Annotated in this window: 16 protein-coding genes and 2 pseudogenes; 10 read left to right on the top strand and 8 right to left on the bottom strand. The window is 53.0% G+C overall.

Annotated features, from left to right (window positions below; all coding sequences use genetic code 11):
- Positions 1-186 precede the first annotated feature (186 nt).
- The 4 genes from J1G33_RS22055 (at position 187) to J1G33_RS22040 (ending at position 2,327) form a co-directional block, all read left to right on the top strand.
- On the top strand, positions 187-579 hold the full coding sequence (locus J1G33_RS22055; protein WP_063611646.1) for a hypothetical protein: 393 nt from the start codon (positions 187-189) through the stop codon (positions 577-579).
- A gap of 42 nt (positions 580-621) precedes the next feature.
- Positions 622-1,068 (top strand): hypothetical protein, encoded by a 447-nt coding sequence (locus tag J1G33_RS22050; RefSeq protein ID WP_058419433.1) that lies wholly within the window; start codon positions 622-624, stop codon positions 1,066-1,068.
- Between the two features lie 90 nt (positions 1,069-1,158).
- Positions 1,159-1,344 carry a hypothetical protein gene (locus J1G33_RS22045; RefSeq protein ID WP_081321418.1) on the top strand — a complete coding sequence of 62 codons (186 nt, stop codon included), beginning with the start codon at positions 1,159-1,161 and terminating at the stop codon, positions 1,342-1,344.
- A gap of 206 nt (positions 1,345-1,550) precedes the next feature.
- Complete coding sequence (locus J1G33_RS22040) at positions 1,551-2,327, top strand: SDR family NAD(P)-dependent oxidoreductase (RefSeq protein ID WP_058419514.1); 777 nt, start codon at positions 1,551-1,553, stop codon at positions 2,325-2,327.
- Between the two features lie 124 nt (positions 2,328-2,451).
- Here the strand turns inward: J1G33_RS22040 and J1G33_RS22035 are convergent, their stop codons facing one another.
- Positions 2,452-3,378: an alpha/beta hydrolase gene (locus J1G33_RS22035; RefSeq protein WP_058419432.1), complete on the bottom strand. Its 927-nt coding sequence runs from the start codon at positions 3,376-3,378 to the stop codon at positions 2,452-2,454.
- A 121-nt stretch (positions 3,379-3,499) separates the two neighbouring features.
- Here J1G33_RS22035 and J1G33_RS22030 point away from each other — a divergent pair, with 121 nt between their 5' ends.
- Both J1G33_RS22030 and J1G33_RS22025 read left to right on the top strand, forming a co-directional pair.
- Positions 3,500-4,438, top strand: coding sequence for a LysR family transcriptional regulator (locus J1G33_RS22030; RefSeq protein ID WP_027620513.1), 939 nt, complete (start codon positions 3,500-3,502; stop codon positions 4,436-4,438).
- A gap of 148 nt (positions 4,439-4,586) precedes the next feature.
- Positions 4,587-5,063: pseudogene (locus tag J1G33_RS22025) on the top strand (transposase); the annotation flags it as partial.
- 62 nt (positions 5,064-5,125) lie between these two features.
- On the opposite strand, the gene J1G33_RS22020 reads toward J1G33_RS22025, so the two are convergent.
- From J1G33_RS22020 to J1G33_RS22010, 3 genes are all read right to left on the bottom strand, one after another.
- Positions 5,126-6,070 carry a DMT family transporter gene (locus J1G33_RS22020; RefSeq protein ID WP_122757368.1) on the bottom strand — a complete coding sequence of 315 codons (945 nt, stop codon included), beginning with the start codon at positions 6,068-6,070 and terminating at the stop codon, positions 5,126-5,128.
- Positions 6,071-6,149: 79 nt separating this feature from the next.
- On the bottom strand, positions 6,150-6,878 hold the full coding sequence (locus tag J1G33_RS22015) for an AraC family transcriptional regulator (protein WP_098466033.1): 729 nt from the start codon (positions 6,876-6,878) through the stop codon (positions 6,150-6,152).
- Positions 6,879-7,091: 213 nt separating this feature from the next.
- Positions 7,092-8,405 (bottom strand): ATP-binding protein, encoded by a 1,314-nt coding sequence (locus tag J1G33_RS22010; protein WP_058419428.1) that lies wholly within the window; start codon positions 8,403-8,405, stop codon positions 7,092-7,094.
- A 221-nt stretch (positions 8,406-8,626) separates the two neighbouring features.
- Between J1G33_RS22010 and J1G33_RS22005 the strand changes: the two genes are divergently transcribed.
- The 4 genes from J1G33_RS22005 to J1G33_RS21990 all read left to right on the top strand — a co-directional run bounded on the left by J1G33_RS22005 (position 8,627) and on the right by J1G33_RS21990 (position 11,471).
- On the top strand, positions 8,627-8,806 hold the full coding sequence (locus J1G33_RS22005) for a CsbD family protein (RefSeq protein WP_058419427.1): 180 nt from the start codon (positions 8,627-8,629) through the stop codon (positions 8,804-8,806).
- Between the two features lie 583 nt (positions 8,807-9,389).
- Positions 9,390-10,358, top strand: coding sequence for a hypothetical protein (locus J1G33_RS22000; RefSeq protein WP_058419513.1), 969 nt, complete (start codon positions 9,390-9,392; stop codon positions 10,356-10,358).
- Between the two features lie 355 nt (positions 10,359-10,713).
- The gene (locus tag J1G33_RS21995; protein WP_147473107.1) at positions 10,714-11,019 is read left to right on the top strand and encodes a hypothetical protein; all 306 of its coding nucleotides are present in this window, start codon (positions 10,714-10,716) and stop codon (positions 11,017-11,019) included.
- A gap of 203 nt (positions 11,020-11,222) precedes the next feature.
- Positions 11,223-11,471, top strand: coding sequence for a CsbD family protein (locus J1G33_RS21990; RefSeq protein WP_058419426.1), 249 nt, complete (start codon positions 11,223-11,225; stop codon positions 11,469-11,471).
- A gap of 49 nt (positions 11,472-11,520) precedes the next feature.
- On the opposite strand, the gene J1G33_RS21985 is transcribed toward J1G33_RS21990, so the two are convergent.
- From J1G33_RS21985 to J1G33_RS21975, 4 genes and pseudogenes are all read right to left on the bottom strand, one after another.
- The gene (locus tag J1G33_RS21985) at positions 11,521-11,997 is read right to left on the bottom strand and encodes a hypothetical protein (RefSeq protein WP_058419425.1); all 477 of its coding nucleotides are present in this window, start codon (positions 11,995-11,997) and stop codon (positions 11,521-11,523) included.
- Entirely contained in the window at positions 11,994-12,203 is a 210-nt protein-coding gene (locus J1G33_RS21980) for a hypothetical protein (RefSeq protein ID WP_058419424.1), read from the bottom strand. The genes J1G33_RS21985 and J1G33_RS21980 overlap by 4 nt, the downstream gene beginning before the upstream one ends.
- Before the next feature lie 46 nt (positions 12,204-12,249).
- Positions 12,250-12,388: pseudogene (locus tag J1G33_RS27965) on the bottom strand (NAD-dependent dehydratase); the annotation flags it as partial.
- Between the two features lie 70 nt (positions 12,389-12,458).
- The gene (locus J1G33_RS21975; protein ID WP_058419423.1) at positions 12,459-13,532 is read right to left on the bottom strand and encodes a hypothetical protein; all 1,074 of its coding nucleotides are present in this window, start codon (positions 13,530-13,532) and stop codon (positions 12,459-12,461) included.
- Between the last annotated feature and the right edge of the window lie 200 nt (positions 13,533-13,732).

Below are 13,732 nucleotides of genomic sequence, written 5' to 3'. Positions count from 1 at the left end.
CGCACCATAACACGGGCTATGATCCGCATTATGGTGCTATCAGCGTTTTTGAGGCCTGCTTTTCGATGCATATACATCCGTAAGCGGAGCTACGCACCTTGCTTGCGGGAGCCATCTGCTCGAGTGCGAGCGACAACAAGCGGGCTTAAATTGTCAATTTCCCGGTTATTAATGAAAGGAAGCCCTATGGCTAGCGTCGAAGAACCCGACTTCATGAATAGGCCACGGACACCACTTGAGGGCCTGCCGAGCAGCTCTGAAGCGCGAGCGCTGGCGAACCAACGTTTTCCCGAAAAGCCTTACTGCTTGGTTCGAGATTGGACAATATTTCGCATTGAAGTCACTCGCGACGAACTCTTCAAATGCCATGCAGCGGGCCAGCTCCCGATGATCCTGTTTGCTCACAACGTGGCCGAGGACAGCCAAGGCCGTTTCGAACGGGGCGATTGGGCTCGCTCAAGCATGTGCACCGGTTTCCACGACGGTGTTGCATTCGAAACCAGGAACACGGTTTACGTGTTGATTGGCCCTGGTCATGAACAGCTCGCGAGCCTGAAAGACGTTTTCTCCCTCTTCTAACCTGCGCTCTATATCGGAGCCCCTTCAGGCCAAGGACACACGATGTTTAGAACACACGACGCCGACATGCTGGGCCTACCGGGCATGTTTGGTGAGGGGCAGTACCAATGGCATCAGGTATCCAAAGTGCTTCGTAATCACTGGTATCACGTAACAGTTCAGGCCAATACCAAGGGCCGAATTTCAGAGGCGGTTCTGATGGTCGACAGCGAACCTCGACTTCAGCAACTCCTGGTTTCCCAAGACGCTGAGACGATCATCACACAGGTACAAGTAGTCACTCCCGCCCACATGAATGGCACGGGAGCTTGGCGCATGGAGACACTGACCAAGGTGACGCTTGGCGAAGATCAACACGAGTGTGTTGTCTGCCTGCTGGAGGTCGAGACAGGTTCCAAATATCACAGCTCTCACCAACCTGGTTTCAGTAGTGAAGTGCTGAGCAACCTTCGTCCGATCTATCACGCGAACATGATTCGTACAGCCTGAAATTTACCAAGAATCCCGCACGATATCAGCGCAGATGTTTCCGTGTGGATTTCCTGGTAACGCCATACGGGCTGCGAAAGGAGCGCAATTATGCTGAACACTCTGGATGTGAATTTTCATGGAAAACGACATACGGATTTCGATCTCGCACGAATCCTAAAAGCACAAGCGCAAGGCTTCGAAAAACCGATAACAGCCTATCTCTGCGGAGTATCCATAAAGGCTCGTGCTGGATTAGGGGGAGGTGCAGATGTTCGCATCCTTTCGATGCAGTAGAACCAAAAGCCGTATCACAAAACTTTGAAAGAATAGGAGTCAGCTCAGTGACCATTGAATCCTGGCTGAGCAAGTGATTTTGGTTTGAATACAAATAAAGGGCCAGTTAATCGACGTACGCGACCGAATCCTCCACCGTCGTTTTCGGCTATCTGCTACACCTCCATTCATGTGCTTCTCGCAAACCTTCAACGGAGGCAAGGATGATGAATTCAAGCTGGGCGGATCAGGTGGCGCTTGTTAGTGGAGCGGGCAGTGAGGTTGGAATCGGTATGGCCATTGCCCGTCGTCTTGGGGCTCAAGGGGCCAAGTTGATCGTCACGGCAAGCAGCGCACGCATCAATGAGCGGGTTGCGGAGTTACGCGCCGCCGGCTTCGAAGCAGTGGGTCGACCGGTCGACTTGACTCAGGAAACTCAGGTGAGTGAATTCGTCGCTTGGGCTGAGGCCGTCTGGGGGCGCATCGATATTCTTGTAAATAATGCCGGTATGGCGATGCAAGGGAGCCCAGAGCCGTTCGCCGAGTTCACGAGTACGAGCCTCGAAACCTGGAATCTTTCCATTGCTAGAAATCTGACAACTGCGTTTCTGTTAACCCAAGGGGTGTTGCCTGGGATGCGGGCGAGAGGCTATGGCCGCATAGTTAACATCAGCTCAACTACCGGCACACGGGCCAGTAATCCAGGGGAGGCTGCTTATAGTGCTGCAAAGGCGGGAATGGTAGGAATGAACATGAGTCTAGCTCTTGAGGTTGCTCATCAAGGTATCACGGTGAATTCAGTTGCCCCTGGCTGGATAGCTACAGGGTCGAGCACGCCTGATGAAGTCAAAGCCGCACGATCTACGCCTCTCGGGAGAGCGGGGCGACCAGACGAAGTGGCCGCCGCCGTTGTGTTCCTGGCTTCGCCTGAAGCGAGTTACATCACCGGTGAGCTGCTCGTAGTGGATGGAGGCAATTGCCTGGTTGAGAACAAAGCTAATTAAGACTTTTCAACCCATTCTGCGGACTTTGGTTTGAGTACAAAAGGGCCCTGCAGGGCCCTTTTTGCTTGGAGGCTGTTATTTACAAACGGCTATTACCTGATCACATACACGATTGTTCTGCGTTTCAGCGTTTAGCGTCGGCCAAGCCAGCCTCGATGAAGCGAACGGAACTCTCCATAGCCTGCCGACCTTCTGGCAGCATGGTGGCGTAGAAGTGCCAGGCGTGGAACATCGCTGGCCATACTTCCAGGTTCACGCGAACGCGGTTATCAGCCAGGTGATTTGCAAGGCGCATTGCATCACTCAACATCAACTCGTTCTCGCCGATCTGCACTAAGATTGGTGGAAGGCCGGTGACGTCCGCGAACACAGGTGAGGCCAGAGGATGATTGGCCAATGTGTCGCCTAGGAATGCTCTGGCGAGGATGTCCAGGACAGGCTTGGAGTTCAGAGGATCCAGACCTTCACGGTTGCTCATGGAAGCACCGGTGTGTTCAAGGTTCGCCCATGGTGAGATGGAGGAGCCAACCGCAGGCAATGGAAGCCCTTTCGATTTAGCCGCGACCATGACGCTGACAACCATTGCGCCGCCAGCCGACTCGCCAGAGAACGCAATTTTGTTAGCCGGGATTTTCTGCTCAAGCAACCATTCGTAAGAGCGCAATGTGTCGTCAATAGATGCTGGAAACTTGTGCTCAGGAGCGAGGCGGTAGTCCGGCATGTATACACGAGCACCGAGCATTTTCGCGTAGTTGCCGCCGATACCGTGGTAGCCGTCTGGACGTCCTACGATGTAGGCGCCGCCGTGGATGTACATCACGACCGCGTCGGTTTTGATCTCGTCCGGAGTAACCAGTGTGCCGGGTACGCCACCCATGTCGACTGCTTCGAATTTAACGCCAGCTGGCGCTGGATTTTGCGCGAGCATTTTTGCGTAAGAGTCGCGGATGTCGCTCATTTTTGTGGTGGTATCGATTCCCTTAAGAACGGGTACGAGATCGCTAAGGCTATTGGCCCAGGTTTGGACGGCTGCTTGGACTTTAGTGTTCATAATGACCTCAATTGATCGTTGGGAGTGGATTAGCTAATTGAGATGCTATGCTTAGTATTGGGGAATAGGGTTCCCCATAACAGGTGCTAAGCCGCCCGAACGTTGAGACCATCGAGGCCGTATGGAACTCCATAACCTGAATGATATTGCCGCGTTTGTGAGCTCGGTAAACGCTGGAAGCTTCACTGCAGCGGCAAAACAGCTTGGCCTTACGCGCTCTGCAGTGGGGAAGTCGATAGTCAGGCTCGAGGCTCGTTTACAGGTACGTTTACTGAATCGCACTACGCGCAGTTTAAGCATGACGGATGACGGCCAGGTTCTGTATGAGCGCTGCGTGGGCGTTCTTCAGGATCTGGACGACGTGGAGGATGCCCTTGCGTTTCGTCGTTCGACACCCAGTGGGCGACTGCGGATGAGTCTGCCGGTTGCGCTGGGCAGACTTCATGTCCTTCAGCACATTGAGTGCTGCCTTAAGGATTGGCCCTCCCTTAGCGTGGATATCACCTTTTCTGACAGGCTGGTCGATTTGATCGATGAGGGATTTGATTTGGCCATGCGCATCGGGCCACCGAAGGAAGATTCTCGGTTGTTAACGCGCACTGTGGCCTACCAACAAATGATTACCTGCGCTTCCCCCAAATATTTGGCTGAGCACGCCGAGCCTAAAACGCCGGAGGATTTATCCGAGCACCAGTGCCTGCATTTCGTGAGTGGTGGGAGATTGCTTCCTTGGAATTTTCGCGTGAATGGTAGCTCTGTGTCCGTTACTCATGGTGGAAGGCTACAGATGGACAGTGCTGAGTCATTACACCAGTCAGCTGTAGCTGGCCTGGGCATCGCGACTCTTCCTTCCTACGTGGTGAACGACGATTTGAGGAGCGGCAAGCTTGTTCAATTGCTCGCTGGGTATGCAGAGGCCGCAGAGCCTATTCGGGTGATCTACCCTAGCAAGCGGCACCTCTCTCCAAAAATTCGACTCTTCATCGATAAGCTCGTGGAGGCTTGGTCACCATGCCCACCATGGGAGCAGCATTCTGCGGAAGGCATTCACTCTGCATGACCCGTGACCTGCTGATTAACGGCCAGTATGCATTTCGAATGCAGGGGGAACATTCCAGGGGCAACCTACGAGGGAGAGTTTGTGGACGCCAAGTGGGACGGTCACCCCTGGGTAATACTCGCGGGTGTGCTCTGCGACCTATCCATCTTCCGAGTAAGCCCTGCGTTATATCCAGTTTCTGTACGAAATCGAAAGCGAAGTCCGCGATCTGGAGCCTGATTTAAGGCGTCGAATACGACAAGAAAAAGCTGAACGGGTGATGAACATGCTCCATGCCTGGATGAGCGCCCAGCGCGATCTGGTGCCCGAAGGCTCAGCCATCAGCAGAGCACTCGATTACAGCCTGAAACGCTGGGCAGCGCTATCACGCTACATCGATGACGGGGCAGTACCCATTGACAACCATTGGGCCGAAAACCAAATCAGGCCATGGGCTCTTGGGCGCGAAAACTGGCTCTTCGCTGGATCACTGCGCAGCGGCAAACGGGCGGCGGCAATCATGACCTTGATCCCGTCTGCGCGGCTGAATGGTTATGATCCATATGCGTATCTGAAGGATGTTCTCACGCGCCTACCGACGCACCGGGCGAGTGAGATCGATCAGTTGCTACCGCATAGTGGGTGACCAATTAATCACAACTGGTAGGGGTAGTCAGTATTCCTGTCGCTATAGCATCTCTGTACGAGTTAAACAGCCGGAGAGTGACGGGGAGTACGATGACAATTCAGACACCACAAGACACCGGTGACCAGAAGTGCAATCGCCGCAATTTCATGTGAGTCGGGCAGCCGATGCTCCCATAGAAATCCAAAAACCAGCGCCGCTAACGTCTCAATCACGAGCACTTGTCCGCTTAGTGCCAGTGGTAGAAGTCGGCTCGCCTGATTCCAGCACGCATTACCCACAACCGAAGATAAAAACGCTACGCCACCGGCTACCATGACAAAGTGTAGCCATTCGGAGTTGTCATGCGTTCCGACCTGCCAGCCCAGGACAGGTACCGCCAAAAGCAGTGACTGAGCGCCAGTCATGACCCCTGTCAGCAGTGCCCAGTCATGGGCGGAAACGCTGGTTACCTGAGCCAGCCGCCGAGCGTTGCTCACTGCGAACCAACTCCATGTCACTAACGCGCCCGCTGCGCATAGAATTCCGGCCACGTTTGTCAGTATATCTGGCTTGTCGCCGTTGATCAGTGCGTGCCAGCTGATGAGTACGACCCCGCCCACAGCGCAGAACAGCGAGGGAGTTAGCTTGCGCAAAGAAATTGCGTTGACGTCATGACGACCTGCCAGCGTGACGAACACGGGAATGAGTCCGACGATCAGAGACGTTGTGGCAATGCCAACCAACTGCACACCGGTGCCCACTAGCGTGTAGTAAATGAGGTTCCCAATCAGGCTAAGCCAGAAGAGTGACTTCCAGTCGGCGATAGTGAGATTGGCGCAAACGCGCCTCCAGCGGGGCATAAGCAAGGCCACCGAAATCGCGCCGTAGCAGAGAAATCTCAGAACGGCGAATTGCAGGCCGCTCAGCCCCGGGGTGAGCTGGGGGCCGAGGAAGATCACTCCCCAACACAGGCCCGCGCAAACTCCGTAGACAATGCCCTTTAGCAGTAATCGATCAGCAAGCATTTCATCCGCGCTCCAAAGCGTTATGGGTAAAGTCTGGAGCAACTGATTCGGGGAGTATTGTCGGTAACTACGGGATTTTTTACCCAGACTGTTTTTGCGTTTTACGATAAACCGCCGGGGTCGTGGCCCTCACGCGCTGCATGGCACGGGTCAGCGATGCCTGGTCGCTAAAACCGGCACGCAAGGCAATCTCGGATATGGTCAATGAGGTTCCACGCAACCATCGTTGAGCTTCTTGCAGGCGTAAATCAGTCAACCAAACTTGCGGACTCATCTCGAACATTAGCCGGAAACGTTGGTGCATCTGACTCATGCTCATTTTTGCTACTTGAGCCATGCTTTCATTGCTCCAGTTCGCTCCAGGATCCGCCTGAATACGAGCGATCAACTGCTTCATGGGGTCTGGAAAGCGGGAGATATCCGGATTTAGAGACGATAAAAGCAGAGGCCCCAATTGGGAGGCCGCGATGGACAATTGTGCATTGCCGATTAGCTCAGCGAACTCTATAAGCCGACGAGTAGCGGGGGAAATGGGCACATATATTTTCTGAGCAAGACGCTCGATCTGGAGCGTTTCCATAATCGTCGGCGCACAGTCCAAAACTAAAAAACGGCTATCGAGGTTAGTCTGCTGCGAATGGATCGAGCCAGGTGTCACAAGCGCTGCCAATGACTGATCAATGCAGCCGCCGCGACCGTTTACGTCAATTTCCATTTCGCCACGAATCGGCAGTACCAATTGAGCATGCTCGTGGTGGTGGTGACGGTCTTCCCTCTCATAGCTGCGAACTTCAAGACTAAGAAACATTACTGCACCTTCCGGCCCGTCTGGTTATCCAAGGTTGACGTCCCAAAACGCCCAATGCGCGCCCGCGTAAGGTCAGACTTGCCACTGATTCTAACATCTACGGATCAGACCGTTGATCGCACAACCTGTATTGGCCATACACTTACGGAACAACAGCGTATCAGGCCGGCATACAGGCAAATCATGTCAAGAAGGTTACTTAAGCCACGATGATTATGTGGGATTAATCGCAGAGTCGATTCGACCCAATGATTTCAAGTACAAAGATACGACTGTTCCCTTGTCGGGTGCATTATCCACCATGACGGTGCCCCCAGCGTTCTCTGCGAACTTACGGACTTGCGATAAGCCCAAGCCCGTACCTTTTCCTCTTTCCTTTGTGGTGAAAAAAGGATCAAAAATTTTAGCCGCCAGGTCATCTGGTATACCTGGCCCGGTATCAGTGACGCTGAGCACGACGTAATCGCCTCCAGCCAGTGTTACATCATCATCAACCCGCATCAGTCGCGTTGAAATGCAGATACTTCCTGCTGACCCGAGCGCATCCCTGGCATTTGTGAGAAGGTTCAAGACAGCTGCATTCAACTGGGCTTCTTCACACATCACTGCGGTGTCGGGGGCTGACAGGTCGAAAGTCAGCTCAACACTTTCGGTCGCGGTGTGAAACAACACATCGCGCATTGCATCAAGTCGAGCATTAACGTCAACGCACACCAAATTTGGGCTGTCGAGTCGAACACAAGAAAGCAGATGATTGACCAACTGCCGTCCCTGTTCGACCGCCTGCAATCCGGTATCACTAAATTGCTCGACGGCTTTTGGTCGTCTGGCGCGCAAGCGGATCATCTGCAAACTTGCGCTTAGCGCTTGAAGAATATTGTTGAAGTCGTGCGCAATACTGGCCGTGACCATTCCCAAGGAGGAGATACGCTTGGCGTGACGCAGTGACTCTTCGGCCACTTGATTAAGTGCATTCGCCTGAGCCAGTTCTTGTTCAAGCATTTCTGCTCGACGCTCTATTTGATGTCTGAGCAGGCGCAATTGCAACAACGAAGCGGTCTGTCTCGCCAATGCCAACAATGCCGTGCGCTGTGGTGCTGTCAGGGTTCGCGGCTTGGTATCAATCACGCACACCGTACCCAGAGCGTGCCCCGTGTCGTCAATGATAGGAGCTCCCGCGTAAAAGCGAATGTAGGGCGGGCCAAGCACCAGCGCGCTGTGTTCAAAGCGCGGGTCGAGTCTGGCATCTTCGACAGTCAACACATCGGCGGGAGCCAGGATCGCGTGCGCGCAAAACGCCAGATCCCGATGCGTCTCCCTCACGTCCAGCCCGACGCACGCCTTGAACCACTGACGTTCTCTATCCACCAGAGAAACCAGCGCGACCGGTACTTCACACAAGGTGCTCGCGAGCACAACGATATCGTCGAATTCTTTCTCCGGAGCTGAGTCCAGCACCCCGAGATGCTCCAGCGACAACGCTCTTTCATCCTCGCTTGGAGGAAATGGGGCAGGAATGTGGGGCATCTGACTACGCATCGCTGGTGGAAGTAAGGGCGATGATGCTGTTTCGACTGCTCGTACAGCAAGGAATTGTTTCTTCATCCAGGCATTGCGAAACCTGCATCAAGGTAGCGCTCGACAGGTGTGCGACGAGTGGTCGTCATAAAAAGTGGAACTCCTGTTCACAGCCGCCAGTCAATTTTTCTGTCCAGACAGGACACGTATTCCTAACCGGGAGAAAACTCATGAGTGGCACATCTGACAAGATCAAAGGCCTGGCCAACGAAGCTATCGGTAATGTGAAGCAAGGTGTCGGCAAGGTCACTGGCAATGAGAAGCTGCAGGTAGAAGGGGCTGTCCAGGAAAAGAAAGGTGAAGCCCAGCAAGTTGTTGGCAAGGTCAAAGACGCCGTAGACAAGAAGTAACCTTAGGCGGGTAATACCTTCGCTGCGATGGCTATCAGCTGGTAGCCATTGTAGTCGGCTTATTAGTCTCGGAAGTTGACTCCACCCACTTTAGTTCCGATCAGGCTAAATATTACTGACCGCTATCTATCCCTCTATTAACAGCCTGTCACGATGAGCAAACAGTCTTATCGGTTTTTTAATATTTGGGTCGGCACTGTACTCCCCCGCATTCGCTCTGCCGACTTGCACCCTGTTGCGCATTGGTCGCCGCCGCTGCAGTCGCTATTGAGGCTTCAGATCCCTGGGATCTTCAATCGTCGCCATGGGCCGATTAGGAAGACATCGCTTACTCCATACTGACGCAACAGGCCGATTTTCATAGCGCAGCCTTGTAGATTTCTTACGTCAAAAATCCAAGGGCATAGGCGACGTCAAGCGTATAGCCAGCCTATGAGGAATGGGATTTAAGTAAAAATTTTATGGTGCAATTGAATCGGTTCTTGTGGTGCATTTGAACTCTCTTTGAACGTATGTCCATTCGCCATACTCAGACTGGTTAAGGCGCAAAGCCTTGCTCCTAAAACTCATAAAGGGCGTCTGTATGACCACTGTCTATGAAGCGAATCGTTCGTTATTCCGCGTGTCCTGGAGTTCGGTATTGGCCGGTAGTGCGATTGCACTGGTGACATACGTAGTGCTGAGCGTTCTGGGAACCGCCATCGGTGCTAGCGCAGTGTCCCCGATGGAATCTGGTAATCCGCTCAGTGGTTTCGGTACTGGTGCTGGAATCTGGTTGTTCGTTTCTACTCTGGTGGCAATCGGAGTCGGAGCTTTCGTTTCTGGCAGGACGGCACCTGATCGTGGCGGCTTGCATGGCTTACTAACCTGGACAGTCACAACCTTACTCACGACTTGGCTGTTGGCTGGCTTGGCCGCAAGCGTGGTTGGAACTGCAGGCTCCGTTGTTGGTAAAGGGCTGTCTACTGCGGGTAGCGGCATCGCAGCTGCAGCGCCTGGTATTGGTGATAGCGTAAAGAAGCAATTGAATGAACAAGGCGTACAACTCGACTGGAACAGCCTTCAGGGTGAGCTGGATACTTTGCTTCAGCAGAGTGGCAAACCTGAGTTGGCTCCAGAGAACGTGGAACAAAAAGCTGATCAAGCTGCCGCTGACGGCAAGCAATCAGCGTCCGATGCAGCTACTAACCCTGCTCAGGCAGGTGAACAACTGAAGCAGTGGTTTGAGCGCGTAAAAGCCTCCGGTGAGCCAGCACTCAACGCTGCGGATAAAGAGGCTTTGGTTAACATTGTTGCTGCCCGCACCGGCAAGAGTAAGGAGGAGGCAACTCAGATCGTTGATAACTACGCTCAGGCTTATCAGCAAGCAATGCAGAAATTTGAAGAGTTGAAACAGCAAGCTGAGCAAAAGGCTCGTGAGGCTGGGGAGATTGCTGCCAAGCAAATTTCGCGCGCGGCATGGAGCACATTGGCGATGCTTCTTTTGGGGGCGGCTCTGAGCTTCTTTGTTGGTCGCATGGCTCTGACCAACCGTCGTATCCCTTCGGCTTGATATAGAAAAGAGTCACTTGGGCGACAAGGATGTCGCTTTCGCTTCGTTTTTTAGGGTTTAGGTAAAGCTCCGCTCATGGCTAATTGTGGTTAAACACATCATGATCTGTGGGACGGAGTTAGCCGATTCAAATCCGGTTAGCGAGCAGTAGCGCCAAAAAAGAGGCGCTCCCAGGCGCGCCTCTTTTTTGGCGCTACTGACGAGCGGTCGTCAACCAGCCTCCACGTTATTTGTCGTGTTTGAAGCTCTGGGAGATCACGTCTAGGTCATCCCACGGCGTGCAGTTCTGCCCAGCATAATCACAACCCGGAAGGTGCTCAAAAGCCTCCCCTCGTTGAGTCTCAGGCTGCTGGGAATGGCATGTCTTGCAGGACACAATGCCGCCAGCAAGACGCCAGCGAATGTTCCAAGTAATCAAATCTTCGTTTGCAGTCATGACGTTATCCGGTTGCCAGCCCTCAATAATATCCGAGTAGATGCCAACGCATTAGCTTCGTTCATCTCGCTTCGCGAAACGGGAAGCGGCGGTCATGAGTTTGATCCAGCGCGGCTGAATGGTAATGGCCCTTACGTCCATTTGAAGGATGTTCTCACGCGGTTGGAGCGGCTCATGAAGAAGCTGCTGATGACACAACACGACGGCAACAGGCGAAAATCATAGTGGTATCAGTTCGTAGCACAAGCTTTCAGCTAAGTCGTCGAACGCGTGCCTGCATTTGCGTGCGAGCTTTGAGGAAGACTCCTGAAACTCACGGAAATTGAACTAACCATCCGGCCCGTGCCCCTAACGTTGTGCAGGTAATCCCTCGCTGCGGGGTTAAGTAGGTTCTCAGTTCCCACTTACACACGAAGGTCTGGTAAATCATGAAGAGCGAACAGGTAGAAGGTGTAGCAGAAAAGCTGGCCGGCAAGGCGCAGAGCGCGGTCGGGAAGCTGATTGGTGATTCGAAGATGGAAGCTGAAGGTGCGGGACATCAAGCAGCTGGTCAACTGACTAAAACCTACGGCGATACACTGGATAGCGTATCTACGTTCGTTAAAGAAAAACCAGTCGCCGCACTCGCGATAGGTGCTGCAGCGCTGATCCTGATCAACCGCATTTTTCGTCGCTGAACGAGTTGGAGGTGTCTCCAACCTGGTGACACCTCCTGCTAAGTTGGGCTTACTGTGAGCTGATCCAACCTTCAAGTTTTTGCAGTCTGCCCATATCGAGAAGTTTCTGTTTTCCGGTTCCCAAAAGCGTGAAGAGCATTTGTCTGTCCTCTAGCGAGGGAAACCACTCAGCCATCTCGACATTGCTATGCTTAGAATCGCTTAGAGTCCATTTCACGATCATGTCCGCAGCAGCCCTGTAATGATCTGCCATGAAGATGCGCCTGCCTTCTAATGCCCAGCCCAGCTTCGCCAGTTGGTCGGTCACGTCAAGTATCCCGGCGTCGCCTAAGAAGTCGGTGGTATCTGGATAATGGATGCCTGCAAGCGACACCTTCGACACCCCGTTCTCGCGGTCGAAGTACGATAGAAAATGCCAACCGCCAGTTGTACTCCCTGCGTGCGGAAAGTTGATCGCAGCCTTGCCAGTGATGTAGTGCGTGCGGGAAACGCGTTTGAGATCAAAATCAAAAAGCGGCTGGGTCATGGGAGTTTTTTGAGCCGGGCCAGCCCCTGTTTGATATGACCAGCGTTCTCACCAATTGTGTAAAGCGCACCACGGACGTTTTCGCCGACTTCCGCATGCCCCTGGGCTTCCACCTTGAGGGTTAGCTCCATGAGAGCAGCCTCGAGGGCTAGCTGGTTTTGGTACATCCTTTCCAGCACATCTGATAGCGAGTATTCACTTGCCATTTTCCTTCTCCCTGAAATCATCTGAGCATATGTGTTCTGGGGCGACCTAGGGCATCAAGCGCATCTTCCGTAGTTTGCCCCAACACAAAAAATGCTTGATCGCTCGCTTGGTAGGCGGTTGAGCCCATTGCACGGCTTTTTGACATATCCGTCACGACTTCGATTGGTCGAGCAAGGTCTGCATCGTTACTCCTTGAGGATATCAAGCAATCAACAGGCGAATTGCTGCCTAGTCGGATTGGCCAGAGCGCACTGCTAAATTTTCTCAGATAAGCCCTCGCAAGAGGGATCATCATCCTTTACGAAGAAAGTCATAGCCGTCCTGGACTGTAAGCAGTTCTCGGCTTGTTCACTTATGAGTGATCGAGCGTAAGGATCAGCCCACATTTGCATCACACCTTCTCGTCGAAAAACTTCAAGCGGCAACGGCGTTGTAGCAAAAGGGTTGTGATAAATACGCAGCCCATCCGTGATCCCTTCTGAGGCTTCGTTGCCTCTGGACACAGTGCGCTTCATCTCGCCATTCGGTAGCGACCAGACAGACGATATGATCGCATCCGGATTTCCGCACATGGCATCTACTTTTCCCCAAGTAGCCAGATTACTGAATATCACGGCGCTAATGTGGCTGAAGCGCAAGCAATCGAAAAACCCCAGTTCGATTTCAGCACCGTTATCTTTCTGTACGCTTCCCAAAGATTTCCCCTCTAATCCGTTAGGAAAGCGCTCCGGATTAGCCAGGTATTCCGCTTCATCTACGTAGTAATCGAATAGCAGGGCTTCGATAGCCCGGTAGGCCTGGAGGTTAAATCCCGGCTGTTCGAACGGTGCTACTGCTAAGACAAATGGGTGTCCTTGGACATGCGGATGATGCTGATACTTATCTTGGAATTTTTGTGATTTGCTCATGAACGCGTTGGCCAACCTGATTATCGCGACCCGATTGAGCTCATTGAAATCAACGTCTTCAAAGAACTCCGCTGTCATGGGCCTACCCCATTCCGGAGTAGCGTCAATGGAATGGTTGGCAGTGGTTGCTTCCACCGTAAACGTAATGTCTGCTGACGAAACTAGGAAATCAGGGGCTGGATAAGTCCAGTCGAAAGCAAAGCCATACTCGCGGAACACTGCGTGAAGATAGATTTCCCAAAAGCTTGAGTTAAACGTGGTCTGAAACTCACGTACGAATTTGTTATCCCTGTCTGGAAATCCATCAAGCCAGCGTTGCAGCTCCTCTCGCTGGTAAAGCCTGCCGGGTCGTCCGTCAGATATGGTGCGAAAGTGTGGATGAAGCCTGTCCTGTTCGTACAAGGGCTTTAGCAAGTCCATTTCGGCCTCCCGGTGTGCAGAATCAGGAATGTTTACATTCTAGTTAAAGCGTATTTTAAGGCTACTTCGACGCGCAAACACCAAGCAAGCGTAGCGCGCAGGCGTGAGGGATGTGAGCCCGTAGGGTCGAGACACGCCTTGGCGGGGCTCGATTCACGGCAGCCTGACGCCGCAGGCGGCACGCCATCAACGCCAACAAG

Origin of the sequence: Pseudomonas sp. P867 (assembly GCF_019891455.1) — a bacterium.
Classification (GTDB): Bacteria; Pseudomonadota; Gammaproteobacteria; order Pseudomonadales; family Pseudomonadaceae; genus Aquipseudomonas; species Aquipseudomonas synxantha_A.
This window is presented reverse-complemented; position numbering and strand designations above follow the sequence as displayed.

Excerpts from the sequence above, each read along its gene's own strand:
- J1G33_RS22055 (WP_063611646.1), top strand. The coding sequence starts at position 187 with ATGGCTAGCGTCGAAGAACCCGACTTCATGAATAGGCCACGGACACCA.
- J1G33_RS22050 (WP_058419433.1), top strand. The coding sequence starts at position 622 with ATGTTTAGAACACACGACGCCGACATGCTGGGCCTACCGGGCATGTTT.
- J1G33_RS22045 (WP_081321418.1), top strand. The coding sequence starts at position 1,159 with ATGCTGAACACTCTGGATGTGAATTTTCATGGAAAACGACATACGGAT.
- J1G33_RS22040 (WP_058419514.1), top strand. The coding sequence starts at position 1,551 with ATGAATTCAAGCTGGGCGGATCAGGTGGCGCTTGTTAGTGGAGCGGGC.
- J1G33_RS22035 (WP_058419432.1), bottom strand. The coding sequence starts at position 3,378 with ATGAACACTAAAGTCCAAGCAGCCGTCCAAACCTGGGCCAATAGCCTT.
- J1G33_RS22030 (WP_027620513.1), top strand. The coding sequence starts at position 3,500 with ATGGAACTCCATAACCTGAATGATATTGCCGCGTTTGTGAGCTCGGTA.
- J1G33_RS22020 (WP_122757368.1), bottom strand. The coding sequence starts at position 6,070 with ATGCTTGCTGATCGATTACTGCTAAAGGGCATTGTCTACGGAGTTTGC.
- J1G33_RS22015 (WP_098466033.1), bottom strand. The coding sequence starts at position 6,878 with ATGTTTCTTAGTCTTGAAGTTCGCAGCTATGAGAGGGAAGACCGTCAC.
- J1G33_RS22010 (WP_058419428.1), bottom strand. The coding sequence starts at position 8,405 with ATGCCCCACATTCCTGCCCCATTTCCTCCAAGCGAGGATGAAAGAGCG.
- J1G33_RS22005 (WP_058419427.1), top strand. The coding sequence starts at position 8,627 with ATGAGTGGCACATCTGACAAGATCAAAGGCCTGGCCAACGAAGCTATC.
- J1G33_RS22000 (WP_058419513.1), top strand. The coding sequence starts at position 9,390 with ATGACCACTGTCTATGAAGCGAATCGTTCGTTATTCCGCGTGTCCTGG.
- J1G33_RS21995 (WP_147473107.1), top strand. The coding sequence starts at position 10,714 with ATGGCATGTCTTGCAGGACACAATGCCGCCAGCAAGACGCCAGCGAAT.
- J1G33_RS21990 (WP_058419426.1), top strand. The coding sequence starts at position 11,223 with ATGAAGAGCGAACAGGTAGAAGGTGTAGCAGAAAAGCTGGCCGGCAAG.
- J1G33_RS21985 (WP_058419425.1), bottom strand. The coding sequence starts at position 11,997 with ATGACCCAGCCGCTTTTTGATTTTGATCTCAAACGCGTTTCCCGCACG.
- J1G33_RS21980 (WP_058419424.1), bottom strand. The coding sequence starts at position 12,203 with ATGGCAAGTGAATACTCGCTATCAGATGTGCTGGAAAGGATGTACCAA.
- J1G33_RS21975 (WP_058419423.1), bottom strand. The coding sequence starts at position 13,532 with ATGGACTTGCTAAAGCCCTTGTACGAACAGGACAGGCTTCATCCACAC.